We start from the raw sequence: 25,133 nt of genomic DNA on the forward strand, positions 1-25,133 counted from the left end.
GTGTGTTCTCCTTAGAAAAATTCGAGGTAGCTCTTGAGTTCCCAGTCGGACACGTGCCGCATGTATTCGAGCCACTCCATGCGCTTGAGCTTGAGGAACTCACCGGCCAGGGGGCCGAGCGCTTCGCAGATCAGCGTGTCCGCCTCGAGCGCGTCGAGCGCCTGCTCGAGGTTTTGCGGCAACACCGCAATGCCGTGCGCGGCAAGTCGCTCCGACGACCACTCGTAAAGGTTTTCGTTTGCAGGCGCGCCCGGATCGAGTTGCCGGTCGATCCCGTCGAGCCCCGCGGCAATCACGGCGGCCGTTGCGAGGTACGGGTTGCAGGAGCCGTCCGGCAGACGCAGTTCGATGCGCTCGCCGGGCATGCGCACCATGGTCGAGCGGTTGTTGTCGCCATAACTCACATAGGCCGGCGCCCACGTCGCGCCGGTGAGCGAGCGCCCCACCACGAGGCGCTTGTACGAGTTGACGGTCGGATTGCACAGCGCGGTGAGCGCGGGGGCGTGCGCAAGAACGCCGGCGGTGAACTGGTAGCCGAGCTTCGACAGGCCCATGCCCAGCGGGTCGCCGCCGTCGGCGAACAGATTGCGCTTGCCGTCGCCGATCGAGATGTGCATGTGCATGCCGTTGCCGGGCCGGTTCGCGAACGGCTTCGCCATGAACGAGCAGATCATGCCTAGCTCGTTGGCAATCTCCGACGCGGCCATCTTGAAGAACACGTAGTGATCGCACGACGTCAGGCAGTCGGTGTACGTGTAGTTGATTTCGAACTGGCCGTTGGCGTCCTCGTGGTCGATCTGGTAGACGTCGATGCCGACCGAGCGCAGTGCTTCGGTGAGGCGCTCGAGAAACACCCGCGTGCGCGATAGCCCCTTATAGTCGTAGCACGGCTTCGCCAGCGTGTCGCTGGGGTCGCACGGTTCGAGGGTTCCGCTAGCGGAGCGGCGCAGCAGCGAGAATTCCGGCTCGAGCCCTGTGAAAAGGGTCCAGCCGCGCTCGGTCAGGCGTGCTACCTGGCGCTTGAGCGTGACGCGTGAATCGAACGGCCACGCTTCGCCGTTCACGTGCCCCTCGCAGACGATGCGTGCGAGGCCCGGCTGCCACGGAACGGGCGTGAGCGTCGCGAGATCGCCGACTGCCATGAAATCGGGGCCGTTCGGCTCGATGCCGACACCCCAGATCGCAAACCCTGCGAAGCCGGCTCCCGCCTTGAGCACCGTCTTCAAATGCGCGACCGGCACCGACTTGGCCTTTGCGACACCATGGATGTCGACGAACTGCGCCAAAACGTATTTCACGCCCTGCTGAGCAAGCCAGCCTTGCGCGTTTTCTGCCGAGTCGAAACGGGGCACGCTTCCGGGCTCGCTGAGCGGCAGCTTACTCGCGTCGTTCAGATTCATCGTCACTCCTTGCACCAACTCCGTTTGCGGTTGAAAGAGGCTGGGCACATCGCGCCTGGGCCGGTTCCGGGGACTTGCTGGCCATCGTTCAGGGCGCTCACGCGCACCCGCCATTGCACTCGTTACGCACTTCTCGTTACGCGCTCCGTCTGGAATTCCTTTTCCTCCCATGCAACAATGCTTCATGACGTGAAACAGCCGGCGCGCGCCACTGCGTGCCGGCCAGCTACGCGTCAAGCATTTCTACCGAGGCCGATCATGCACACTGGAGACGACAGCAAAACTGCGCTCGAGCGCTTTCTGGGCGCCACCATTCGCGACTTGCGCCAGCGCCACGCGCTGACCATCGCGCAGGTGGCCGAACAAGCCGGCATCAGCCGCGGCATGCTCTCGAAGATCGAGAACGCGCAGACCTCGACCGGGCTCGACGTCCTGCACCGCATCGCCCAGGCGCTCGGCGTCTCCCTTTCCGCGCTCTTTCGCAACTTCGACGTGCCGCAAGGCGACGCGCAACTCGTCAAGAAAGGCGCGGGCATGGAAGTCGTTCGCAAGGGCACCAAACGCGGCCACACCTACCATCTGCTCGCCTACGACCAGGGCCCGCGCAAAGCCTTCGAGCCCTTCCTCATCACCCTCGAAGACGAAGCGGAGCGTTTTCCGACCTTCGAGCATCCGGGCACCGAGTTCATTCACATGCTCAAGGGGGTGATCGAATACCGCCACGGCCAGCAAACCTACATCCTCCATCCCGGCGACACGCTCACCTTCCAGGCCGATATTCCGCACGGCCCCGAACGCCTCATCAAGACGCCCATCCAGTTCCTGTCGATCTTCATCTATCCGCCGGGAACCGCCGAGTGAGACGCAAGCCTTGCAATCTCGCCTGTGCTGCTTCTTATGCAACGTCCGTGCCATGTTTATCGTCATGAACTAAAAATTCCTGCTGATAAACGCCTGGCGCGCACGCCGGCCCTGTCCCGCTTACCTTCCCGATTCGCTCGCACCGGCGTTTGCCTGCTGACGGTGCGCGGTTTTCCTGCCTGCCGTGCGCTGCTGCACTGAATCGGGACGCGGGCTTACGCTCGATTATCAGAAATACTTATGAACGCGGAGAGTCGGTGCGAGCGCCTTCACCGCGTCGAGCGCCGCCCCAACCATGCGGGAAAGCGTGGGCTGCGTTCGCGTGACGCTCGCGCAGCCGCGCAAGCTCCGCCGCGAGCGCGTCGTGATACGGCTGCCAGTATTGCGCGACGCGCGTGGCCCGCTCCGCCGCGTCGGGTGCGCAGCCGGGCTTGTATATAGGTTCGCCGCGGAACGTTTCGCCGGGGCACTGGCCTGTCGTCGTCTGGCCCGGATAGAGGCTTTCGTCGTCAGGCGGCCGGTTCAGGTCGATCACATAGCGTGAGACGAGCGCGCCGATCATCGTCGCGCCAAGCTCGCGCACAAAGGCATAAAGGCGATCGAGATGCCAGTCCGTATCGGCAACGGTGAGCGCTTCGTCCGTATACAAATGGCGCAGCGCCGCGGGAATCCGCGTGCCCAGATGCGGAATCGATACCAGCAACGGCGCGTCGCCGCGCTCCAGAGAAAACAATTCGGACATCGCTACACTCCTCTCGTACAAAAAGATTGCAGATCCGCTACATCAATGCGTCTTCGGGCAGTTGCGGCAGCGCGCGCGCGAGTGCCGGCCTGATGGGGGCGTCCAGCACGCGCCGCGTCAACGCAACGATCTCGTGCGCAAACGCGTCCCACTCGCCCTGCCGATGCAGCAGGAAGAAGTCGCGCCGCCCGAGCCGTCCGGCCGGCAGCGGCAACACGGCGATCTCGGGCAAATAATGGCGCGCCTGCCAGAGACACAACGGCGTGGAAATCGCGAAGCCGAGCCGGGCCGCGACGAGGCTCAGGAGCGGATCGGTCGCGTCGAATTCATAGCGGCGCGGACTGTTGATGCCGAGGTGCCGCGCATAGCGCTCGACCTGCTGTCCGATCACCGAGCGAGGCGTGTAGCGGATCATCGGCATTTCGAGCACAAGCGTGCGCCAGTCGATGTTCCCGCGCTCCGCAAGCAACGCGCGCGAGACGACCACGACGAACGCCTCCGAAAAAAGCGGCACCTCGACGATGCGTGCGTCGTTGAGGGTCGTCTGCGTGCACACCGCGAGATCGAGCTCGCGATCGTGCAACTGTTTGCTCAAGCCCGGCGTCAAGCCGGACCACAACGCAATCTGCCGCGCCGAGCCCGACACCGCGCGAATCAGTTCCGGGCCCACGGTCGCCGCGAACGAATCCACGCAGCCAAGCCGTACCGGCAAGGTGCCCGCGTTCGACGCGTCGCCTATGCGCGCGCTGACCATCTGCGCATGCTCGAGCAGAGAGCCCGCCAGTTCGAGCAGCGCGCGGCCCGCGACGTTCGGGCGTGGGGGCCGGCTTTCGCGATCGAACAGGACCACGCCCTGATCTCGCTCGAGCGCCGCGATGGCCTGGCTCACCGCGCTCTGGCTCACGCCGAGCTGCTTCGCCGCGCCGGTCATCGATCCGGTCTCGCACACCGCGAGAAAAGCCTGCAAGGCGTTGAGGTCGATTGGCGCCTGGGTACGTCTCATGAGGAGCTCCACGGATGTTTATGCAAATGACGCGGGCCGCTTTGCGCTCCGTCTGCGCATGATGCGGCCCTGGACGGCCAACACGCGGAGGATCAGTGCTTGCGGTGATGAGCCATAAGTTTGCCTAATACAAAATAATGGCGCGCACCTGGGACGCAGAATTTGCCCATCGTTCACCCACGGGGGCCCCATGAGCCACTTTGACTATGTCGTGATCGGCGCCGGCGTGATCGGCACGTCCGTCGCCCACCATTTCGCCGCGCTCGGCGCGAAAAGCGTTCTCGTCCTCGATCAGGGCACGATCGGCGCGGGCACCACCTCGCAGTCCTCCGGGCTGCTGCGCACGCATTACTCGGTGCGCCAGAACGTCGAACTCGCCCGCGCTTCCTGGTGGGCCTTCAACAATTTCGCCGACTATCTCGGCGACGACGAAGCCTCCTGCGGCCTCGTCAAATGCGGCTACATGATCAGCGCGCCCGAGGGCGACAAGCTCGACCCGCTGGCAGCCTCGCTGCGCGCCCAGCAGGAAATGGGCATCGAGGTACAACTGCTCGACCGCCAGACGGCGCAGGCGCGCCTGCCGATCGCCACCTTCGACGACGCCGCGCTGATCGGCTTCGAGCCCGAAGCCGGCTTCGCCGACGCCTACCTCGTCGCGACCAGCTTCGCACGCTCTGCGCGCCGCCGCGGCGTGAAGATCATGGAAGGGGTGCGCGTGACCGGCCTCGTGCGCGAAGGCCGCCGCGTGGTGGGCGTGCAAACGTCGGCGGGACGCTTTGGTTGCGGCACGCTCGTCAGCACGCAAAACATCTGGACGCCTGAACTCTCCGAATGGATCGGCGTGCCGCTGCCGGTTAAGCCCGAGCGCCACACCGTGCTCGCGCTCGAATGCGAAGCCGCCCCCTACACGTTCGCCATGCCCGCGTTCAAGGACCTCGGCTCGCCGGGCATGCTCTATTTCCGCAGCTACGGCGGCAGCCAGATGCTGGTCTCCGAAGGTGTAGTGGGCGAAACGCTCAATGCGCCCGAGACCGAGCAGGGCGAGATCTCTCTCGACTATGTTGCCGAAGTCGGCGCACAGGTGGCCGAACACTTTCCCGCCTACGAAACGGCGGGCCTCGCCTCGTCGTGGACTGGCGTGTACGACGTCACGCCCGACTGGAACCCCGTGCTCGGCAACGTTGCCGACGTGGAAGGCCTCACGGTGGGCTTCGGCTTCTCGGGTCACGGCTTCAAGCTCTCGCCGGGCATCGGCAAGCTGCTCGCCCAGCACGCGCTCGGCCTGCCCACCGACGTCTCTCTCCAGCCGTACGCACTCGAACGCTTTGCAAGCGGGGCGCTGCTGACCGGCAAGTACGGTCTGGGCGCGGTGTCGTAACGCCAGCACGCAATGTGCTTTCGCATGCAAACAGGAGAAAACAGATGACTGTCCGCATTCTCGTGCCCGTCAAGCGCGTGGTCGATCCGAACGTGCGCGTGCGCGTGAGCGCAGCCGGCGCGATCGAAACGGCGGGGCTTAAGATGTCGCTCAATCCGTTCGACGAATGCGCGCTCGAAAAAGCGCTGCAACTGAAGGAAGCCGGTGTGGCCTCGCACGTCACGGTGCTCACGTGCGGCCTGCCCGCGCACCAGGACGTGCTGCGCACCGCCCTCGCCATGGGGGCCGACGACGCGGTGCTGATCGACACGGGGGCGGCCACGGCCACGCTCGATTCGCTCGCCGTCGCGCGGCTCCTGGCCGCGCACATGAAGGAAGCCGAATACGGCCTCGTCTTGTGCGGCAAGCAGGCCATCGACGGCGACGTGGGCGGCGTGGCGGCCATGCTCGCTGCACTGCTTGGCTGGCCGCAGGCGCTCAACGCGAGCGGGCTCGACGCCATCGACGGCGGTTGGCGCGCAAGTTGCGGCGACGATGCAGGCACGGCGACGTGGCAGCTCGACGGCCCCGCCGTGGTCAGCGCGGATCTACGCCTGGCCGAACCGCGTCGCGTGACGCTGCCGAGCATCGTGAAGGCGAAGCAGAAGCCGCTCGCCACGCGAGAGGCAGCCTCGCTCGGCGGCGTGTCGAACGCCCGCAGCCACGTGCTGAAACTGAACGATCCACCCGTACGCGAGCCTGGTGTGAAGGTGGACGACGTCGGAGCGCTGATCGCAGCACTCGCCGATCGACGCGTATTTGAATCCGTGGGAGTTTGACTATGAGAACGCTGGTTCTGGCCGACACCGACGTGGGATCGATTTCCGATGTCACGCTGCGCGTGATAGGCGCTGCGCTACAACTGGGGCAGCCCGTCGATCTGCTCGTATTCGATGCGTCGAGCGCAGCAGCGGCGGCGCGTGTGAATGGCATCGAGCGCGTGCTGGTCGCCTCCGCTGGCGCAGCCGATGCGCTCGCGCCCGAAACGATCGCGGCGCAATTGCTCGTCCTTGTCGGAGAGTATTCGATGGTACTCGCGACACATCGCGCATCCAGCCGGGCCGCGCTGCCCCGCGCGGCGGCACTCTCCGAGGCGGCATTCATCGCCGACGTGATCGCCATTCGCGAGCGCACACAGTTCGTGCGCTGCCTCTATGCGGGCAGCGTGATCGCAACGGTGACGAGCGCCACGGCGCGCACCTATGCAAGCGTGCGGCCCTCGTCGTTCGCGCCCGTCGCGGCAGGAGGCGGCGCTGCGAATATCGTTGCGCTCGCACCTATTCTACCGTTCACCGCCACGCGACTCGTCGAGCGACGCGCCGCCGAACAGAGTGGGCAGGACCTCGGCAGCGCGCGCGTGGTGGTTGCGGGCGGACGCGGCCTCGCCTCGCAGGAAAACATGGAGCGCCTCGGCCGGCTCGCAGGAAGTCTCGGCGCGGCGCTCGGTGCCTCGCGCGCGGCAGTCGATGCGGGCTATGCGCCGAACGCCGCGCAGGTCGGACAGACCGGTCGCAGCGTCGCGCCCGACGTGTATGTGGCATTCGGCATCTCGGGCGCGATCCAGCACCTCGCCGGCATGAAGGACTCGAAGTTCATCGTCGCCGTGAACAAGGACCCGGACGCGCCGATCTTCTCGGTGGCCGATGTGGGGCTTGTCGGCGACCTGTTCGACGTGGTCGGCGCGCTCGAATCTCACGTGCAGCGTGCGGGGACGGGCGCATGAGCGCACGCCTGCCCGCTCCTTCTGCTGATGCAAGCGCCGCCGAAGTCTGCGCCGTGCGTTTCATCGACGGCACGCGTCTGCCGCCCGAGCCTTGGGCCAATGGCGCAGGCACGACGCGCACCCTCGCGCGCGGCGCGGAGCAGCACGGTGCCGCGCCGTGGCGCGTGAGCATCGCGACCCTCGATGGCCCGGCGAAGTTCTCGCAGTTCGCAGGCTACGACCGTACGCTGCTGCCCGTCGACGCCGCAGCGATCGACCTGCATTCGCAGGACGGTCAGTTGCTGGCGCGCGCCGGCCGGCCAGTGCATTTTTCCGGTGATCGTGAGTCTCGCCGGACAGTGGAATGTGGAGAGCGGGGCACCGTGCAGAAAAACGAAGCGGACTGGATACCCGACGCGGGCAGTTTTACCCTGCAGAGGAGCATCTTCACCCGGCTGATTCGGCTGGCCTCGCATCTGCGAAGCGTTCCGTATCTGCGAAGCGTCCCGCATCGATCGCGCGTATGGCGTACTCGATCGTCTCCCGATGTGCGTCGTCCGCGCTCGCCCAGCGCTGTGCGACGCAAGGCAGGTGCCAGTCCTCGACCGTCTGCTCGCCGCGCCGGATACGCACAATGGCCATGTACCTGCCTGATCCCTGCGGAAGTACGCAGTGCCGCACAGCAATAGCGCTGGTTTCGATCGCGAAGCCCTTCCAGTTCTGATTGCGTGTATCGTCCATGGTTGTCTGAGCGCATGTGCCGAAACGGCGCGGACCCGGCGGGCTGCGCCGCACGACCGGAAACATTCCTGTGCATGTGCCTAACCAACGCTCACCTCGATACGACGGGGTTTCGCTTCCTCACGGCGAGGGATGGTCAGCCTGAGCACGCCATCGCGCAGTTGCGCGTCGATGCGCGAAACGTCGAAGTCCGGGCTGAGCGCGAAGGCGCGCCGGAATTGCGGGTGGCGAACTTCGCCATGCTGCAGCCTCAGCCCGGATGGTGTCGGAATCACCGCCTCCGCCTCGATGGTCAGATTGCCGTCCTGTACCCGCACATCGAGCTTCTCGCGCGGTACCCCCGGCAGGTCCGCATATAGCGTGATGCCCCTGCTGTCCTCCAACACGTCGACTGCGGGCGTGAGGCGGGCCGGCTGCTTCGCGGGTTCGCCGCGCTCACGGTCGGCGATGTCGTTGCGCGTCGCACCCGTGGCCAGTTCAGTGCGGTCGTTCATGGTGTCCTCCGTGATCTCATGGTTCACACCGTGCTCACTGCACGGTGACCGCGCGCGGCTTCGACGCCTCGGAACGTCCGATGCTGATGGTCAGGCAACCATTTGCATAGCGCGCATTGACGTTGCCGGGATCCGCGTGCTGGGGCAGCTCGATGACGCGCCGGAACGCGCCCATGAAGCGTTCGCTGGCATACACGCGCGTATCGTCAGCCGCTTGCTGCTCGGGCGGCCTGCGTTCACCACTGATCGTCAGCAGTCCTCTATCAATCGAGACGTCGATCGCCGCCGGATCGAGCCCCGGTGCAAACGCAACGATCTCGACACTGTCGTCGGTGCTGCCGATGTTGAGTAGCGGAAACGTCTCGGTGCGCGTAGCGCGCAGGCTTGCGGGAAACCCCGCAAAGTGGCTGGCCATCTGCCGTTGCAGGCGGTCAAATTCGCCCAGCAGATCGGTGCTGAAGAAGGGATCGCTCATGACTGGCTCCTGGAAAACCGGGGCCGACACGGAGGACGAACGGAACCACGCGCCGAATGGAACCACGCGCTCCAGTCCGCCTGTCCGTGGGAAACCCCGCCGACAAACAAATCGAAACACGCAGCGCTTGTCGCGACTGCCTGAGCGATGGATAAAATAGCGCATGGAACGGAAATTTCAAGAGGCGCCGCAGCATGTCACGAGCGAAGTTTCATAGGCGATGGCGACAGGCTTCAGGGACCGGCGCGAGTTTGCGCACGCCGCTGCGTCCCGTAGCCGCTGCGACGCACAACCCCCGGTTTGATGTGGGCCGTACTGGATTCGAACCAGTGACCAACGGATTAAAAGTCCGCTGCTCTACCAGCTGAGCTAACGACCCGGTCGACTTTTACCCTCGCCGTCACAGCGCTTTCGCGTGCTTGCCCTAACCGATATCGATCGTCCGGCGCGCGGACGGCGCTGGTTCCATTTTCGGAATGGTCAACGTGAGAACGCCATTGTCGAACTTCGCCAGAGCGCGACCGGGATCGGCGTATTCCGGCATCGGAATCGTACGCACGAAGCGCCCGTGGGCACGCTCCAGCCTGTAGCAGCCGTTCTCCTCACTGTGTACATCCTGCTTCTTCTCACCTTGGAGCACGATCGCGCCGTCCTCGACGCTCACTTTCACGTTTTCGCGCTCCATTCCGGGCAGTTCGGCAGTCACACGCAGCACCGGTCCTTCATCGACAACGTCGATACGCGGCTGGAAACGCGACGAACTGAAGTCGCCAAACCACCGGTCGAGCGCGCCACGGCCCGCAAACGGGTCAAGAAAAAATTCCTCCATTGCGCGCCATGGTTCGCGTGAAAACAGTCGCGCGATGTCGGGCATTGAGGCACGTTCGTTTTCGCTCGTCGACGTGCTTTCCCGGCCTTGCGCATCGGACTTGCGGGAGGCTGCTCGAAGGAACTTGAAGGGATTCCACCTTTTCGGATCAGGGCTCATCGTATCCTCCTCCATGTTCTGGAAGGACAACCGGATTGCATCGACTGCGCCAATTGCGCGCCCCGGCGACCTCGCGATCTGTAAAGGGTAGCCGCAAGCGCCAGTGATTTCGCACCGGAGTATCGCTGCATGACAGCAACGCTTGTCGCGGCTGCCGGAACGATGCATAAAATAGCCCATGGAACGGAAATTTCAAGTGATCTTTGCAACATGCCACAGGAGGCTTCATGGACCTATTCGACAGGCTTCGGGAACAGGCCGAAAGCGTGCGCCTGCCGCTCTTCGCGGTCACTGTCAGCGCCGCTGCGCGGGTCAATACGCCGCTCATCGCGATATTCCACTGGCACGGTTTCCGGCGCGCAACGCCGCTCATGCTGCCCGGCGTGGAGATACCGGCGCGGCCAGTCCCCGGCACCGCCATTCAGATTGATGCGCCCTGGCAGAGCGTAGAAGCCGTCGACGCCATGCTGCTCGACGCGGCCTGGCAGTTCGGTGCCTGGGAGGTCGAGCGCATCGAGCGGCGCGGCTGCAATGCGATCGGCGCCGGCGCGGCCGAAGCGCTCGCCTGCCGCCAGGCGTTTGGCGACTACGGAAACGGCATGCCGCCCGACGAAGCGCTCATCGACGGTGCGAATAATCGCGACGGCCTGATGCGATTGGCCGCGCGACGCGGCTACCTGCGGTGGCTCTTCCGACCGGTGAAGGGTGGCGTGTGGCGGGCGCTTGACGAAGCCGACGACACCCTGGATGCGGACGGCGGTCGGCAGCCGCCCTGCCCCGTGGAGCCGCAACCGCGCAGCGCGCGCAAGCGCGCCCTCGGACGTACGGTCTACCGCCTTGGGACCATCCGCCGTATCCTTTTGCCGCGTTGAAATATTTTGTTACATTTGCGATTCGCGCCCCCTCTTGAACCGAGCGTCTGGTGGCAACACGCGCTAGTGCCCGGGTTGCTGGACCTCCGCAAAAATCTGCCCGATCACCGCGACGCCATCCGCAGCCCGTACGCCCTGGCCCTGAGGCAATACGAAGATCGGATTGATTTCCGCCTCGATCAGCCGGGAACCCGGCTCGGTCGCCATCCGGGCGAATGCGACGATCGCAGACGCCAGCGCATCAATGTCCGCGCGCGGGCGTCCGCGGAACCCGTCGAGAAGGGGAAACGTCTTCAGCTCCCGGATCAGCTCCAGTGCCTCTTCGTGCGAGAGACCGCACTCGGGATCGAGCATGCGCATCGAGGTGTCCTTGATCAGCTCGGCCGTGACCCCGCCCATGCCCAGAAGCACCGCAGTACCCAGTGGATCGCGGTGGAGTCCCAGAATCATTTCGACCCCTCCCGTCACCATTTCCTGGATCAGGAAAGCCCGCACAGGCACGCCCGTTGCCGTTTCAACATCAGCGCGCATCCGGTTCAGACGCGTGCCGACGGAACCCCGGGCACGCCCACGGCAACGCCACCGATGTCGCTTTCGTGCGTGACGGTGTTCGAGAGCATCTTCAACACGACCGTTTCGCCGAACGTACGCGCCGCATCTTCAGCCTGGGCGGCGTCACTGACCACCACCTCCCTCACTGACGGCACGCCAAACCGTGCGAACAGTGCTTTCGCCTGTGCTTCATCGAGCGAGCGAGCCGGAGGGAAGTTCGCTCTGGTCGAAATGAACACGCGCGGGCGGTGTCGGCCCCGAACGCCCAGTATGCAACATCTGGCCATACCGCCACATCGCTTCGATCGCGCTCGTTGCACTTTCGGGGCTCGTGAACGCCGGAACACCCTCACCGTTTAGCAAACGGGTAATCGCCGGCGCGTGCGGACTCACGTACGCGACTACCGGCTTGTTCGTGCCTGGCAGGGAATCGCGAATCGCCCCCGCCATCAGATCGGGCATTGCCAGTCCCGATGATCCGACAATCACGGCGACTTGGCGGCCTGTATTTCCTTCCGCGGCGCGTGGAGTTCCATCCGGAATCAAACCGCGCCGGATATAGCTCCATGCGAAGCTGGCGTCTTCCGAGGCGATGACGAGATCTCAGGCCAACGCCATGTCCGCGCCAAGACCCGCCGCTGCCCCGTTCACTGCCGCGATGGTCGGCTTTGAGGGTGATGCCTGTTCGGTGTGGACGATCTGAGTTGCGTGCCGGCGCTGCCGCACAGGCAGCGTCTCGTGTGATGGAGCATAGCGTTGGCTGCGGTGCGCCAGGTCTACCGGCTTGGCATTCCGGTACTGAGCGTGGCCCATGCGATGCGCACGGGCTCCAGAATCCTGCAGGCCAGCACGCCACTCATGCGCGAAGTCGCCCAGAAGCGCCAGATCAACGTGGGACTTGCAGCGGCCGACGGCGACGACATGGTCTATCTCGAATCCTTTCGCTATAACCAGCGAGCTTCGCTGCGCACGGCCGTCTCCGGCCAGCGGGTACCAATGGAGCTGACCGCGCTGGGACGCGCACACTTGTCGACCCTGGGCGATGACGAACGCGCGCAGCGGCTTGCATCGCTGGAGCGCCGCGGCAGCCAGCACTGGAAGCCAATCCGGCGGCAGATCCTCAAGGCAATCGATCACGTTCGTCGTCTTGGCTACTGTGTGGCGAGCTGGCAGCCCGAAGTTGTCGCACTTGCGACGCCGTTGACGGTACCTGGGCATCCGCCAGTCATGCTGAATTTCAGTGTGCGCACGACCGATACCCCATCAGACGTCTCGACCGCCCTCGCGGCCCCGCTGCTGCAGTTGCGCGACGCCATCGTTCATGCGATGGCGGTGCTGCAAGACGACTAAGTCATCGCTCGCTGACCGAGCGCTTCGGTACGCCGAGCACGACGGCCAGGCCACCGAGCAGGGAAACGAGCGCGACGGCGTAAAGCCCCATCGCCGTGCTGCCCAGACGCGAGGACGCAAGACCGATGACCGTCGGCGCAAAGATGCCGCCAAACTGCCCAAGACTGCTGATCAGGCCAATCCCGCTCGCTGCCACGGCCGGTTTCAGATAGGCCGGCGGCAAGGTCCAGAAGAGCGAAAGCATGCCGAGATAGCCAGCCGTAGCGACGCACAGCAGCACCATCAATGCGCCAACGTCATGCGCAAACAACGGGAGCAACACGACCCCGGCTGCGGCAAGCGTTGCACTGACCATGAAATGCCAGCGCCGTTCGAGCCTGCGGTCGGAACTACGTCCCATCAGATACATGGCGGCCGCTCCCACCACGTAGGGAATCGCCGAGAGTGCTCCGATATGCCAGAAGTAATTCCCGCCCGGACCGCCCGGTCGGATCCCGCATGAGCAGGATTATGGTTGCCGCATGGAGAATGCCAAGCCACCGGTTCCACTGTATGGAACAGAAAAGCTGGCTAGACCACCCTATGTGTGAGCGCTTCCTCATGTGTCCCCCGGGGTCACCGCATATGTCTCATTCTCACGCCGGACGCGATTCGTGATGAAATGGCACGTGGCAAACCTGTTACGTTAGGGCACCGCAAACTCTGAGACTTTCGATGGAACTTCGGCAGTTACGATATTTTGTCAGCGTCGTCGAACACGGCAGCATGGGCAAGGCCGCGCTCGAGTTAGGTATCGTCACGTCGGCGCTCAGCCAGCAGATCAGCAGGCTGGAAAGCGAACTCTCGACGCGCCTGCTACAGCGAACTTCGAGCGGCGTCGTTCCCACCGACGCGGGACTCGCCTTCTGGCGCCAGGCGCAACTCGCGCTGCGCCACGTCGACGATGCCGCACTGGCCGCGCGCCAGGCTCGCCTCTCCGGCCATGTCAGCGTGGGCCTCGCTCCGAGCACGACAGGTGTGCTCGGTCTCGCGTTCATGCAGGCGATGCGCGAGCGCTATCCCGACGTGCGGCTGCGCATGGTCGAAAGCCTCTCCGGTTATCTCGGCGCGATGCTCGGCGCCCGGCAAATCGATCTCGCGATTCTATTTCGTGAAGAGCCCGCACAGCGCTGGAGCGTCATGCCCTTGCTCGATGAGCGGCTGTTCGTGATCGGTGCGTCGACGCTGCAAGGCATGCCCGGAAGATCGCGCACGTCGATCGCGAAGCTGGGCGCCCTGCCGCTGATCCTGCCAAGCGGCACACACGGCCTTCGCGCACTGCTCGACGCCGCATTCAAGCGCGCTGGCTACACCCCGTGCATCGCCGCCGAAGTCGACGGCCTCGCCATGCTCATGGACGCCGTCCGCGGTGGACTCGGCGCGACGATTCAGCCCGGAGCGGCGCTCGCACGCGCAGAAAACGTTTCACTGGTGAGTGTGCCGCTCGTCGAGGCATACGCGACAAGACCGAACCTGATTGCGAGCGCCTCGGACGACGAACTTTCGCCCGCGGGGCTTGCCGCGCGCGTCGTACTCGCCGATGTCGCGCGCGATACCGTCATGGCGGGCCGCTGGCCCGGCGCAACGCTGCGCCAATCCACCCTTCACGAAACCTGAAGACCCCTTGCCGCCTCCCTGATGGCCGCGCCGGCTGGAGCTTCTTATAGTTGTCTCAAAGGAGACAACTCAGATGGTGGACGTTCTTGTAATCGGCGGAGGCAATGCCGCGCTGTGTGCCGCTTTGATGGCGCGAGAAGCCGGCGCCTCGGTCCTGCTTCTCGAATCGGCACCGCGCGAATGGCGCGGCGGAAATTCCCAGCACACTCGCAATCTGCGCTGCATGCACGACGCGCCGCAAGACGTGCTGTTTGATGCTTATCCGGAAGAGGAATATTGGCAAGACTTGCTCAAGGTGACCGGCGGCATCACGAATGAGGCGCTCGCGCGGCTCGTGATCCGGGCATCATCGACGTGCCGTCCGTGGATGCACAAGCACGGCGTGCGCTTTCAGCCGCCGCTTTCCGGCGCCCTGCATGTCGCGCGGACCAATGCGTTCTTCATGGGCGGCGGCAAGGCGCTCGTGAATGCCTACTACCGCAGCGCCGAAGCGCTCGGGGTGCAGATCCGCTACGACACGCCAGTCGACGCAATCGAACTCGACGCAGGCCGCTTCGTCGCGGCGCGCAGCGGCGTGCAACGTTTCGAGGCGCGCGCCTGCGTGCTCGCGGCCGGCGGATTCGAATCGAATCGCGAGTGGCTGAGAGAAGCGTGGGGACAGAACGAGCGCGGCGAATGGCCCGCCGACAACTTTCTCATTCGCGGCACGCGCTTCAATCAGGGCCTGCTGCTCAAGCACATGATCGACGCAGGTGCGGATACGATTGGCGATCCGTCGCAGTCGCACTGCGTCGCCATCGACGCCCGCGCGCCGCTCTATGATGGCGGCATCTGCACGCGTATCGACTGCGTGTCACTTGGCGTAGTCGTCAATCGCGACGCTCAGCGTTTTTACGACGAGGGCGAAGATTTCTGGCCGAAGCGCTATGCAATCTGGGGGCGGCTCGTCGCGCAGCAGCCAGGCCAGATCGCCTATTCGATCATCGACGCGAAGGCCATCGGGCGGTTCATGCCTCCTGTTTTTCCGGGCGCGAAAGCCGATTCGCTAAACGCTTTGGCGCGTCAACTGGATATCCCCGAAGCGGCGTTCGTCGAGACGATTCGCGCCTACAACGCCGCGTGCCGGGACGGTACCTTCGATCACACGGCACTCGATGACTGCCGCACCGAAGGCCTCACGCCAGCGAAAACCCACTGGGCGCGGCCCATTGATACCCCTCCCTTCTTCGGCTATGCATTGCGGCCGGGCATCACGTTCACATACCTGGGACTTAAGGTGAATGACCACGCGCAGGTGCATTTCGGCGGACGCCCAAGTGAGAACCTTTTTGTAGCAGGAGAAATGATGGCCGGCAACGTGCTCGGCAAGGGTTATACAGCAGGCGTCGGCATGTCGATTGGCACCGCGTTCGGACGCATTGCCGGCACACAGGCTGCAATGGCTGCTGCTCATCACACTGGAGTTCAACGTGCAAAAGCTTGAAGCACTTGCCCGCGAGGCGCGGGAACTCGCCTCGCCTTCCGTCATCACCGGCTACACGGCCACGAGCGAGCCCGCGACGCCGATCATCCGCGTGCTCCCGCTCAGGCAAAATGAAGCGGAAGTCGCACGGCAGATGCAGATCTGCAATGCGTGCCGTTATTGCGAAGGATTCTGCGCGGTCTTTCCCGCGATGACACGGCGCCTCGAATTCGCCAAGGCGGACGTCAATTATCTCGCCAACCTGTGCCACAACTGCGGGGCGTGCTATCACGCATGCCAGTATGCGCCGCCACATGAGTTCGCCGTGAACGTGCCGAAGGCGATGGCCAAAGTCCGCGTCGAAACCTATGCGGAGTATGCGTGGCCCGCGCCGATGGGCGCACTCTACAAGCGCAACGGATTGACCGTTGCGCTTGCGCTCGCGATCGGACTCGCCCTCTTTCTGGTGCTTGGCATCGGGTTCAAGGGTTCGCTGTTCGCAGGCATATTGGGCGGCAATTTCTATGCGATTTTCCCGCATAACCTGCTCGCGGCAATGTTCGGTTCGGTGTTCGGCTTTGCGATCCTCGCGCTCGGCGTCGGCGTGTCGCGATTCTGGCGTGACGTGTCTGCGGGACCGGCCAGCGCGACGGCCATTGCCGAGGCCGCGAAGCACACGCTTACCCTGACGTATCTCGACGGAGGCCATGGCGACGGCTGCAACGAGTCGAATGATGCCTTCACGCTCGCACGCCGGCGTTTCCATCATTTGACTTTCTATGGATTCATGCTGTGCTTCGCGGCTACGGCGGTGGCTACCTTCTATCACTATGCGCTCAATCTGCACGCGCCTTACCCGGTCCTGAGTCTGCCCGTGATGCTCGGCACGGGGGGTGGAGCCGGTTTGCTCGTCGGGCCGGCGGGCCTGCTCTGGCTCAACCTGCGCCGCGACCCGAGCCGGGGCGATCCGAAGCAGCGCCCGATGGACCGCGGATTCATCGCGCTGCTGCTCTTGACCAGCGTTTCGGGTCTAGCGCTCCTCGCGTGGCGCGACACCGCCGCGATGGCCTGGCTCCTGGCCCTCCACCTCGGCGTCGTGATGGCGCTCTTCGCCACGCTGCCTTACGGCAAATTCGCCCACGGGATCTATCGCTGTGCGGCGCTTCTCAAATCATCGATCGAAAAGCGACAGGCGAACCACCTGCAAACTGGCTCGGACTAACGGCGGTCCTCGAGGCAATACCTTCGATGGGCGGCCGCACTCACATAACACATCCATGGAGACAACTCATGCATCCCTCATCGCTCAACGGCGGGGATAACGCGCACGGTCGAACGTCGAAGTTTGGCGCAGTGCTGCGCGTGACCAGCGGCAATTTTCTCGAGCAGTTCGACTTCTTTCTTTTCGGCTTTTATGCGACTAACATCTCGCGCATCTTCTTTCCGTCCACGAGCGAGTTCGCCTCGCTGATGCTCACCTTCGCCGTGTTCGGCGCGGGCTTCCTGATGCGCCCATTGGGCGCGATCATGCTGGGCGCATACATCGATGAAGTGGGCCGCCGCAAAGGGTTGATCGTCACACTGTCGATCATGGCGAGCGGAACGATCCTGATCGCGTGCGTGCCTGGATATGCGACGATCGGATTTCTGGCACCCGCTCTTGTGCTGCTCGGGCGCCTGCTGCAAGGCTTTTCCGCTGGCGCCGAGCTGGGCGGCGTCTCTGTCTATCTGGCAGAAATGGCGACGCCGGGGCACAAGGGCCTCTATACGAGTTGGCAATCCGCGAGCCAGCAGGTTGCAATCGTTGTCGCAGCCGCTCTCGGCTATCTGCTCAATCATCTGATGACGGCCAGCGAAATCGGCGCATGGGGATGGCGCATTCCCTTCTTCGTCGGTTGCGCTATCGTGCCGGTTATCTTTCTGTTGCGACGCACGCTGCAGGAAACCGACGAGTTCAAGGCGCGCACCCACCATCGGCGCGCACGCGAAGTGTTCGCCACGATGCTGCAAAACTGGCGGACGGTGCTCGCGGGCATGTTGCTCGTCGCCATGACGACTACCACGTTCTACCTCATCACGGTCTATACGCCGACCTTCGGCAAAGCCGTTCTGAAGCTCACTACCGCAGACAGCCTGATCGTCACGCTTTGCGTGGGCCTCTCGAACTTCTTCTGGCTCCCGGTCGGTGGAGCGCTCTCGGATCGCATCGGCCGCAGGCCGATTCTCATCGCCATCACGGCGCTCGCTATCTGCACTTCGTATCCGGCGCTCTCCTGGCTGTCATCGGCGCCGAGCTTTGCTCGCATGCTCGTCGTGCTGCTGTGGCTCTCGTTCTTCTTCGGCATGTACAACGGCGCGATGGTTGCAGCACTCACTGAAGTCATGCCCGCCGAGGTCCGCGTGGCCGGTTTCTCGCTCGCGTTCAGTCTCGCCACCGCGGTCTTCGGAGGCTTCACGCCCGCCGTATCAACGTATCTCATCGAGATCACTGGCGACAAGGCCGCGCCGGGATACTGGCTGAGTTTCGCCGCCGCGTGCGGGCTCGTCGCGACTCTCATGCTGTATCGCCGGGGCAGCGCAGCCGGGCGGTCCACATCGCTCGCCTGAACGCTACTCCTGCGTCAGCCACCGCAAGCGCGCCCGCCGCGCCGAGGCTTTGTCGCATTAAGGGATCTTAAGCTGAAGTCCCGATGGCGAACGACCAGATCGATGAAGCAACACCTGAATCCGGCTGTGGCGAAGGTGCTCAAGCGCCTGCACTATCCGCTTGATGTAATCCTTCTCTGCGTGCGCTGGTACGTCGCATATCCACTGAGTCTGCGCCACCTCGAGCAGATGATGGCCGAGCGAGGAATTTCGGTTGACCATTCGACCGTGCTTCGCTGGGCGCTCAAACTGTTGCCGGTGCTGGAGAAAGCATTCCGACGTTGCAAGCGGGCGGTCGGCAAGAGCTGGCGTATGGACGAAACGTACATTCGGGTCAGGGGCGAATGGAAATATCTGTAAAACTCCCGCCCAGCAGTTCTATTCGTTGGTCGTATACGTAATCCTCATCATATCGACATTTGTTTGACTCGCCTTCCTTAACGCGACAAAACCTCGCTGAGCACCCCTTGCTGGGCGAGGCGGTAATAGTGCTCGACCAGCGTTTCTGCCTGCTGACCGAGCGACTTCAACTGATCACACCGGTCGTCCAGCATGGTCGAACGCATCTGCCATGCGTCAAAGCCGCCGATCAATACGAGGCCGATCCACAGCACGGCGATCATTGACAGGAGATTGCGATTCAACGTCATGATTGTATTTTTTATAAGGATAGCGAATCAGATACAGAAAAGTGCCACGACCTGCGCCGTGCGCGGTGGGCCTTACCGTGCGACGATCATGCACACTGCCGTTGCCGTTGCGATGAGCTTGTCTTCCTGCCAGAGTTCGCCGTGCACGTTGCATACGCCGCGCCCCCTGCGCACGAGGGTCGCGCGGCCGGTCAGCTTCCCCGGCTTCGCGGGCCTCAGGAAGGACGTGTTCAAGCTCAGCGTCGCGCAGTGCTCCCCTTCGGCGAGCGTGGAGGTAACGAGCGTTGCCGTCACGTCGTCGAGCATGGCGCACAGCATGCCGCCCTGCACTTGTCCCGCGGGGTTGCGAAACGATGGGGCGCCCTCGTACTCGGCTTCGAGTGCGTCGTCGCTCAGCGAGAGAAACGTGGCGCCCAGCGTGGTCGTGATCGGCGGCGAGCCGTTCGCGCCATACAGGCGCGCGAGAGCCGGGTTGTCTTCGATTTCCATGAATGGCTTCCTTTTGGTGTTCTTCGCGTGTTACCTGCGTTTTGATTCCGGGGGCTCATTCGCCGCGAAATACCGGCTTTCGCTTCTCCTTCCAGGCGAGCGAACCCTCGCGCAAGTCGTGCGAGGCATCCGCCTGCTTCACGTCGCGCTGGAATTCGTCTTCGTCGAGCGTACCACTCGCGATCCGGTTCAGGTGCTTCTTCATACCGAGCAGCGCGAGCGGAGCCATTGCCGCCAACTCGCCGCTCATGCGCTCTACTTCATCATATAAAGTTGCTCGCGCAACAATTTCATCGAGAAAGCCGCAAGTCTCCATCTGCGCTGCATCGAAGGTCGTGGCACACAGCAGGAGCCTCTTCGCCACATTCAAGCCGAGCCGAGACACGTAGCGCTGCAAGCCGCCGCGGTAGAACAGCAGGCCGAGCCGCGCGGCGGGCACGAACATCTGGCTCGTTTCGACGCCGATGCGAAAGTCGCACGCCAGCGCCAGATCGGTCGCGCCGCCATACACCCCGCCATTGATCGCAGCGATTGTCACAGGCCGCGCCTGCTCCAGTTCGTTGGTGAGCGCCTCGAAACTCGCCCCCGCATTCTCGTCCGCCACGTTGCCGATGTTGAAGCCCGCACAAAAGTGCTTGCCTTCGGCACACAGGCGCAGCACGAGCACATCGCGCTGCGCATTCACTTCGCGAATGAAGCCGCGCAACGTGGCGAGGTCTTCGAACTCAAGGCGGTTCGCCATTTCGGGGCGGCGCAGCGTGATCGTCGCGATCTTCCCGGCGACGGTGAGTTCAGGCGCCTGTCCTGCTGAATGCGCGGATTTCGAGGTCATCATCAATCTCAGTGGAAATTGTAGATCTGCATGGTGGTCTCGCCGGCCTCGATGCGCTTGCAGATCGCGGCTTCGTCGGCTTCACGCCGGGCGCCTTTCGCCACCACTTCTGCCGCGCTTGCACGCGAAACGGCCACCACGCCGTCGCGGTCTCCGACAATCAGGTCTCCCGCACAAACCGTAACGTTACCGATCATCACGGGCTCGTTGATCCAGCCAATCGCGCCATAGTCCTTGCCCGTGCCGCGAATGGAAAGCCCGCGCGAGAACACCGGGAAGCCGATCGACTCCAGCAGATCGGCGTCGCGCACCGCGCCGTCGATCACGAGCCCCGCAAGGCCGCGCACCTTCGCGGCGGTCGTCATCACCTCGCCCCAGTAGCCGTGTTCATACACGCCGTTCGTGTAGACCACCAGCACGTCGCCCGGCTGCGCAAGCAGGATGGCGCGGTGCAGCCAGAGATTGTCGCCGCCCGGCGAATGGACGGTGACCGCCGTGCCACAAATCCGAAAGCCTGGCGCCACCGGCTTGATTGCGGTGGGTAGCGCACCGATCTTGCCGCCGGCTTCGTGCAGCGTGGCTGCGGGCACCTGGCGGGCCGCCTCGACCACACTTGCCTCGACGCGTTCGATCGCAGTGCGAATCGTGGTTGCCGAATCGTGTTCTTTCATGCCTTTTGCTCCCGCGTTTGCAACTGGTGGTACTTGAACTGCTTGCGCGCTTCATCCAGACGCATGCCACCCCGGCACGCCTCGCGAATCGCTTCCTCTGCGTGATGGATTGCCTCCGCGGCATCGAGCACTGCGTCTTCGTGCTCACGCGGAATCACGAGCACGCCGTCGGCGTCGCCGCGCAGGATGTCGCCGGGCTGCACGCGCGCTTCGCCCACGTTGACAGGAATATTGGTCGCCTCGACTTGCACGCGGTCCTTGCCAGTACGCATCCAGTGATCACGGCTGAACACCGGATAGCCGAGCTTCAGGCACAGCGAAACGTCGCGGCAAATGCCGTTGATCACCGTGCCCGCGATGCCGCGCCGATGCGCGATCTCGGTGAGGATGTCGCCCCACACGGTCGCGTCTTCACGCCCGCCGTTGTCGAGCACGATGACCGCGCCTTCAGGAACATCGTCGATATAGTCGCCCACCGTGCCGGGAGGATTGGCGGCTGGACCGTACTTGAGCGTCCAGGCGCGGCCCACGAGGCGGAATTCCGTGCTGCGCGCCTTGATCTTGTAGCACTGCCCGTTGATACCGAGCTTGTCGAGCGCGTCGGAAAGCGTAGCGGTGTCGAGCTTGCCGGCGCGCTCTACGTTGCGGATGTCGTTCGTCGTCATGGTTCTAATGAGTTTCCGTGAATTGGGGATGCGCTCAGGCAAGCATGTGTTCGTAGTTGCCGCCCATGACCTTGGCAACGGGTACGCCGGCGAGAATCGCCTTGGCCATCGAGGCTTCCTTCGCCACGATCACCTCTGCGGTGTCCAGCACGAGGCCGATATCGGCAGCGCGGATGAAGATCACGGCGCTGTTGTCGGCCACGACGTAGTCGCCCGCCTCGACCTGCACCTCGCCGACCTGCACCGGCACGTTGGTGCCCTTCTCGACCACGCGGCCGCGCGCTGTGCGCGCCGTCGTGGCGCGGCTGAACACGGGCAGCTCATAGCCGATGGCCTCGTCGATATCGCGCACCGGGCCGTCGGCCACCACGCCCGCGACCTGGCGCACCTTCGCCGCGAGCGAGAGCAAACCGCCCCAGCAACCCGCTTCCACGCCGCTGCGCTGCTCGACCACGATCACGTTGTCGGCGTCGGCCTGTTCGATCGCGGTACAGCCCAGGTGCACCGGGGGCCCCGGCCGCGCTTCGCCGGTGCCGAGCTTGACGGTGATCGCGCGTCCCGCGATGCGGCCCTGGCCCGCGCGCTGCGGCAACCCGCTCACCACGCCGGGCAGTTTGAGTTTGTCGAGCGCGTCCGAGACGGCGCAGCAGTCGAGCCGCCGCAGGCGCTGTACGTTTTGGTCATCCATGTTCTTGTCTTCCGTGAATGTCTTGCGCGAATGAGGCGGGTCAGTCCAGCGTGCGCCACGCGGCGAAGCAAAGGCCCGTGCCGGTCAGGGCGGGGCTGCGATAGCCTGGCGTGTACGAGACCCATTCGAGGTCGAGCGAATTGACCGCCTCCACCGCGATGATCCAGTTGCGAATTTCCGAGCTGCCCGCCTGGAGTTGCTTCGGGTCGAGCGCAGCAAGCCATCCGCTGTCCTTGCGGCGAATCGCCTCGATAATGCCGTTGTCGAGTTCCTCGTCCACCACGAAGTGCGACAGGCCGCCCGATGCGAGCACGCCCACGCGCAGGTCTTCGGGGTAAGCCTCGATCAGCTCACGCAGCGCAGCGCCAAGCTGAATGCAGCGCCGCGGCGTGGGCTGATTGGGCGGGTCGAAGGTATTGACGATCACCGGAATCACCGGCAAATCGAGGCCTTGCAAGTAGCGGCGGTGAATGAACGAGAACGCGTGGCCCTCGTACTGACCGCGTTCCAGACCGTCCATTGCCGCCACGTCGAAGTCGCGTTCGCAGAGCTCGCGAATCATCCAGTGCGCCATCTCCGACTTGACGGGATAGTGCACGTCGGCATCCGGTTCCTGGCGCATGGTGCGGGCGCGGGCGTACCAGCTGTCGTTCGGGCCCGTTTCACGCTTCGCGTTACGGATCGTCTCGCCGTAGTAAATGGCGAACGCAGGGTTATTCGTGGTGCGAAACAACTCGGTCTGATCGTCGCCAACCACGATCAGCACATCCAGCTTCGCTGCGCGAATACGTTCGCGCAACTCATCCATCGCCGCTTCGGACTGGTCGTAACGCTCGCCCATGCGCTCGGGCGTGACCATCGCTTCGGCGTCGGCGGGCGCGCGTTCCAGCAAGTCGTCGTACGTGACATGATTGCCCGCCTTGTCGTAGTAGTGCGGGTTCTTCGGGTCCACCGCGCGAAAACCGTGCTGCCAGTCTTCGCGCTGCGACACCAGCATAATGCTGTGCGACGAGCCGAATGCAGCTACCAAACGTGCCATTTCGTCTCCTTCTCCTGTGCGTTGTTGCCTTGCCGGCGTTCGTTCACACCACGAGCGCCGCGCGCCATTGTTCGATTTGATCGTCCGTGTAACCGAGTTCGCGCAAGATCGCCTGCGTATGCTCGCCCTGCTCGGGCGCAAGCCGCGGGGACGCTTCGCGCGGATACCGCGAGAGCCGGAACGGCTGGCCCACGAAAGCGACCTCGCCCATGCCCGGCAACTCGACCGGCCACGCCATGCCGAGATGCTTGACCTGCGGGTCCTCGAATACCTCGTCGATACGGTGAATCGGGCCACACGGCACGCCGGCTTTGATCAGTACGGCGGTCCATTCCTTCGTCGTGCGAGTCTTGAAGACTTCGCTCACGGCGCGATTCACCGCATCGCGGTTCGCCACGCGTGCCGGATCGGAATCGAAGCCCGGTGCGCGCGCCAGGTGTTCGAGGCCGAGCGCCTCGCACAAGCGCTGCCACATCGTCTGCCCGATGGCCGCGAGATTCAGGTAACCGTCCTTCGTTTCGAACACGCCGGTCGGGACCGTGAGCGGATGCTCGTTGCCGACCTGCTGCGGCACCTTCTTGTCCACGAGCCATTGAGCGGCCTGAAAGTCGAGCATCGCGAGCTGCGCTTCGAGCAACGAGGTCTGCACCCACTGGCCTTCGCCCGACGCTTCGCGCTCGAGCAACGCGGTGAGAATCGCCATCGCGCAGAAGTGGCCAGCACAAAGATCCGCAATCGGAATGCCCACTCGCATCGGGCCTTCGCCGGGCTCGCCGGTCACGCTCATGAGACCGCCCATGCCCTGAGCGATCGAGTCGAAGCCAGGCCAGTTCGCATAGGGACCGTCCTGGCCAAACCCCGAAATGCTCGCATAGACGAGACGCGGATTGATCGCCCGCAGCGCATCGGGGCCAATGCCGAGACGGTCCTTCACGTCGGGGCGGAAGTTCTCGATGAACACATCGGCGTGGCGCACCAGCTCGTGAAGAATCTCGCGGCCCGCGGGGTCCTTCATGTTCAGCGTGAGGCTTTCCTTGTTGCGATGCAGGTTTTCATAGTCGGCGCGGTTGTGGTCGCGGCCACCGATCATGTCGTCGCCACCCGGCGCGCCGGGCGGGATTTCAAGCTTGATCACGCGTGCGCCCATGTCCGCAAAAAGGCGCATGGCGGTCGGACCCGCTCGCACGCGCGAGGCGTCGATGATCGTGAAGCGTGACAGCGCGCCTTTACGGGCGGTGGCCGTCGCCTGGTCGTGCTGGTTGTCCTTGATTGGTGCGCTCATGGGCGTTTTTCCTCAGACCGGAGTGAACATCGGAACCGGATAGCCGCCGTCGCTCGGCTTGAACGCGACCCGCACGCGCTGCCCGATGTCAAGCGTGGTCGGATCGCAGTCCACGATATTGGTGAGCATCGTCACGCCCTCGTCGAGCGTCACATAGGCCAGCGTATAGCGCGCTTCTTCCCTGCCCATCGTGCTGCACGAGTAAATCGCGCCATTGCCTTTCGACTCGACCCACTCTGTGTTCGCGCTCAGGCAATGCGGACAGATGTCGCGCGGATAGTAGTGCGTCTCGCCGCAGTCGGCGCAGCGCTTGACGAGCAGGCGTCCATCCTTCGCCGCATCCCAGAACGGCATCGCTTCGGGCAACACCCGCGGCGGCGCAATGCGGCGCGGACCGGTTGGCGCTGCGGGCTTGGCGGGCTTTTCCGCTAGAGGATTCTGATTAGTCGTACTCAT

Annotated in this window: 26 protein-coding genes, 1 tRNA gene and 5 pseudogenes; 12 read left to right on the forward strand and 20 right to left on the reverse strand. The window is 64.0% G+C overall.

All coding sequences use genetic code 11. The features are described 5' to 3' along the window. Positions 1-11: 11 nt before the first annotated feature. A complete protein-coding gene (gene glnT, locus M3I56_RS13390; protein ID WP_254354351.1) occupies positions 12-1,400 on the reverse strand; it encodes a type III glutamate--ammonia ligase in 1,389 nt (462 codons plus the stop codon). Positions 1,401-1,658: 258 nt separating this feature from the next. Here glnT and M3I56_RS13395 point away from each other — a divergent pair, with 258 nt between their 5' ends. Then, complete coding sequence (locus M3I56_RS13395; protein ID WP_254339532.1) at positions 1,659-2,261, forward strand: helix-turn-helix domain-containing protein; 603 nt, start codon at positions 1,659-1,661, stop codon at positions 2,259-2,261. A gap of 316 nt (positions 2,262-2,577) precedes the next feature. On the opposite strand, the pseudogene M3I56_RS13400 reads toward M3I56_RS13395, so the two are convergent. Further along, positions 2,578-3,003, reverse strand: a pseudogene (locus M3I56_RS13400) (N-formylglutamate amidohydrolase); the annotation flags it as partial. Positions 3,004-3,040: 37 nt separating this feature from the next. Then, the gene (locus M3I56_RS13405) at positions 3,041-4,006 is read right to left on the reverse strand and encodes a LysR family transcriptional regulator (RefSeq protein WP_254354352.1); all 966 of its coding nucleotides are present in this window, start codon (positions 4,004-4,006) and stop codon (positions 3,041-3,043) included. A 190-nt stretch (positions 4,007-4,196) separates the two neighbouring features. Here M3I56_RS13405 and M3I56_RS13410 point away from each other — a divergent pair, with 190 nt between their 5' ends. The 4 genes and pseudogenes from M3I56_RS13410 to M3I56_RS41620 form a co-directional block, all read left to right on the forward strand. Continuing rightward, positions 4,197-5,384, forward strand: coding sequence for an FAD-binding oxidoreductase (locus tag M3I56_RS13410; RefSeq protein WP_254339537.1), 1,188 nt, complete (start codon positions 4,197-4,199; stop codon positions 5,382-5,384). Positions 5,385-5,428: 44 nt separating this feature from the next. Next, positions 5,429-6,202, forward strand: a complete 774-nt coding sequence (locus tag M3I56_RS13415) for an electron transfer flavoprotein subunit beta/FixA family protein (RefSeq protein WP_254354353.1) — start codon at positions 5,429-5,431, stop codon at positions 6,200-6,202. A gap of 2 nt (positions 6,203-6,204) precedes the next feature. After that, the gene (locus M3I56_RS13420) at positions 6,205-7,146 is read left to right on the forward strand and encodes an electron transfer flavoprotein subunit alpha/FixB family protein (RefSeq protein ID WP_254354354.1); all 942 of its coding nucleotides are present in this window, start codon (positions 6,205-6,207) and stop codon (positions 7,144-7,146) included. After that, positions 7,143-7,463, forward strand: a pseudogene (locus M3I56_RS41620) (HutD family protein); the annotation flags it as partial. The gene M3I56_RS13420 and the pseudogene M3I56_RS41620, both read left to right, overlap by 4 nt. A gap of 109 nt (positions 7,464-7,572) precedes the next feature. Here M3I56_RS41620 and M3I56_RS41625 read toward each other — a convergent pair. The 5 genes from M3I56_RS41625 to M3I56_RS13445 form a co-directional block, all read right to left on the reverse strand. Beyond that, on the reverse strand, positions 7,573-7,932 hold the full coding sequence (locus tag M3I56_RS41625; RefSeq protein WP_375541722.1) for a DUF6566 family protein: 360 nt from the start codon (positions 7,930-7,932) through the stop codon (positions 7,573-7,575). Positions 7,933-7,946: 14 nt separating this feature from the next. Next, positions 7,947-8,360 carry an Hsp20/alpha crystallin family protein gene (locus M3I56_RS13430; protein ID WP_254354356.1) on the reverse strand — a complete coding sequence of 138 codons (414 nt, stop codon included), beginning with the start codon at positions 8,358-8,360 and terminating at the stop codon, positions 7,947-7,949. A gap of 34 nt (positions 8,361-8,394) precedes the next feature. After that, positions 8,395-8,835 carry an Hsp20/alpha crystallin family protein gene (locus M3I56_RS13435; RefSeq protein WP_254354357.1) on the reverse strand — a complete coding sequence of 147 codons (441 nt, stop codon included), beginning with the start codon at positions 8,833-8,835 and terminating at the stop codon, positions 8,395-8,397. A 306-nt stretch (positions 8,836-9,141) separates the two neighbouring features. Beyond that, positions 9,142-9,214: transfer RNA gene (locus M3I56_RS13440), tRNA-Lys, on the reverse strand. Between the two features lie 45 nt (positions 9,215-9,259). Then, the gene (locus tag M3I56_RS13445) at positions 9,260-9,823 is read right to left on the reverse strand and encodes an Hsp20/alpha crystallin family protein (protein WP_254354358.1); all 564 of its coding nucleotides are present in this window, start codon (positions 9,821-9,823) and stop codon (positions 9,260-9,262) included. Positions 9,824-10,050: 227 nt separating this feature from the next. On the opposite strand from M3I56_RS13445, the gene M3I56_RS13450 reads away from it, so the two are divergent. Then, positions 10,051-10,695, forward strand: a complete 645-nt coding sequence (locus tag M3I56_RS13450; RefSeq protein WP_254354359.1) for a diguanylate cyclase — start codon at positions 10,051-10,053, stop codon at positions 10,693-10,695. 63 nt (positions 10,696-10,758) lie between these two features. On the opposite strand, the pseudogene M3I56_RS13455 reads toward M3I56_RS13450, so the two are convergent. Continuing rightward, positions 10,759-11,742, reverse strand: a pseudogene (locus tag M3I56_RS13455) (acetate--CoA ligase family protein); the annotation flags it as partial. A gap of 36 nt (positions 11,743-11,778) precedes the next feature. Then, positions 11,779-11,970 (reverse strand): annotated as a pseudogene (locus M3I56_RS13460) (enoyl-CoA hydratase/isomerase family protein); the annotation flags it as partial. Between the two features lie 42 nt (positions 11,971-12,012). Here M3I56_RS13460 and M3I56_RS13465 point away from each other — a divergent pair. Beyond that, positions 12,013-12,597 (forward strand): IclR family transcriptional regulator C-terminal domain-containing protein, encoded by a 585-nt coding sequence (locus M3I56_RS13465; RefSeq protein WP_254354475.1) that lies wholly within the window; start codon positions 12,013-12,015, stop codon positions 12,595-12,597. Position 12,598: 1 nt separating this feature from the next. Here the strand turns inward: M3I56_RS13465 and M3I56_RS13470 are convergent, their stop codons facing one another. Then, positions 12,599-13,090: an MFS transporter gene (locus M3I56_RS13470; protein ID WP_309249156.1), complete on the reverse strand. Its 492-nt coding sequence runs from the start codon at positions 13,088-13,090 to the stop codon at positions 12,599-12,601. A 221-nt stretch (positions 13,091-13,311) separates the two neighbouring features. Here M3I56_RS13470 and M3I56_RS13475 point away from each other — a divergent pair, with 221 nt between their 5' ends. The 5 genes and pseudogenes from M3I56_RS13475 to M3I56_RS13495 all read left to right on the forward strand — a co-directional run. Further along, positions 13,312-14,253, forward strand: a complete 942-nt coding sequence (locus M3I56_RS13475; RefSeq protein ID WP_254354361.1) for a LysR family transcriptional regulator — start codon at positions 13,312-13,314, stop codon at positions 14,251-14,253. 73 nt (positions 14,254-14,326) lie between these two features. After that, positions 14,327-15,736, forward strand: coding sequence for an FAD-dependent tricarballylate dehydrogenase TcuA (tcuA, locus tag M3I56_RS13480; RefSeq protein WP_254354362.1), 1,410 nt, complete (start codon positions 14,327-14,329; stop codon positions 15,734-15,736). After that, on the forward strand, positions 15,723-16,937 hold the full coding sequence (gene tcuB, locus M3I56_RS13485; protein WP_254354363.1) for a tricarballylate utilization 4Fe-4S protein TcuB: 1,215 nt from the start codon (positions 15,723-15,725) through the stop codon (positions 16,935-16,937). Before tcuA ends, tcuB begins: the two co-directional genes overlap by 14 nt. Positions 16,938-17,005: 68 nt before the next feature. Further along, positions 17,006-18,322, forward strand: coding sequence for an MFS transporter (locus tag M3I56_RS13490; protein WP_254354364.1), 1,317 nt, complete (start codon positions 17,006-17,008; stop codon positions 18,320-18,322). Between the two features lie 102 nt (positions 18,323-18,424). Next, positions 18,425-18,718 (forward strand): annotated as a pseudogene (locus tag M3I56_RS13495) (transposase); the annotation flags it as partial. Positions 18,719-18,798: 80 nt separating this feature from the next. Here the strand turns inward: M3I56_RS13495 and M3I56_RS13500 are convergent. From M3I56_RS13500 to M3I56_RS13540, 9 genes are all read right to left on the reverse strand, one after another. Continuing rightward, positions 18,799-19,011 carry a hypothetical protein gene (locus tag M3I56_RS13500; RefSeq protein ID WP_254354365.1) on the reverse strand — a complete coding sequence of 71 codons (213 nt, stop codon included), beginning with the start codon at positions 19,009-19,011 and terminating at the stop codon, positions 18,799-18,801. Between the two features lie 72 nt (positions 19,012-19,083). Next, entirely contained in the window at positions 19,084-19,500 is a 417-nt protein-coding gene (locus M3I56_RS13505) for a PaaI family thioesterase (protein ID WP_254354366.1), read from the reverse strand. A 55-nt stretch (positions 19,501-19,555) separates the two neighbouring features. After that, entirely contained in the window at positions 19,556-20,335 is a 780-nt protein-coding gene (locus M3I56_RS13510) for an enoyl-CoA hydratase/isomerase family protein (protein ID WP_254354367.1), read from the reverse strand. A gap of 5 nt (positions 20,336-20,340) precedes the next feature. Continuing rightward, complete coding sequence (locus M3I56_RS13515) at positions 20,341-21,003, reverse strand: 4-carboxy-4-hydroxy-2-oxoadipate aldolase/oxaloacetate decarboxylase (protein ID WP_254354368.1); 663 nt, start codon at positions 21,001-21,003, stop codon at positions 20,341-20,343. Next, complete coding sequence (locus M3I56_RS13520) at positions 21,000-21,668, reverse strand: RraA family protein (protein WP_254354369.1); 669 nt, start codon at positions 21,666-21,668, stop codon at positions 21,000-21,002. The genes M3I56_RS13515 and M3I56_RS13520 overlap by 4 nt, the downstream gene beginning before the upstream one ends. A gap of 34 nt (positions 21,669-21,702) precedes the next feature. Beyond that, positions 21,703-22,356 (reverse strand): RraA family protein, encoded by a 654-nt coding sequence (locus tag M3I56_RS13525; RefSeq protein WP_254354370.1) that lies wholly within the window; start codon positions 22,354-22,356, stop codon positions 21,703-21,705. Between the two features lie 40 nt (positions 22,357-22,396). Then, positions 22,397-23,395 carry a protocatechuate 3,4-dioxygenase gene (locus M3I56_RS13530; protein WP_254354371.1) on the reverse strand — a complete coding sequence of 333 codons (999 nt, stop codon included), beginning with the start codon at positions 23,393-23,395 and terminating at the stop codon, positions 22,397-22,399. A 43-nt stretch (positions 23,396-23,438) separates the two neighbouring features. Next, positions 23,439-24,677: a CaiB/BaiF CoA-transferase family protein gene (locus M3I56_RS13535; RefSeq protein WP_254354372.1), complete on the reverse strand. Its 1,239-nt coding sequence runs from the start codon at positions 24,675-24,677 to the stop codon at positions 23,439-23,441. A 12-nt stretch (positions 24,678-24,689) separates the two neighbouring features. Further along, entirely contained in the window at positions 24,690-25,133 is a 444-nt protein-coding gene (locus M3I56_RS13540) for a Zn-ribbon domain-containing OB-fold protein (RefSeq protein WP_254354373.1), read from the reverse strand.

This window comes from Paraburkholderia sp. CNPSo 3281, from assembly GCF_024206515.1.
GTDB classification, from domain to species: Bacteria; Pseudomonadota; Gammaproteobacteria; order Burkholderiales; family Burkholderiaceae; genus Paraburkholderia; species Paraburkholderia nodosa.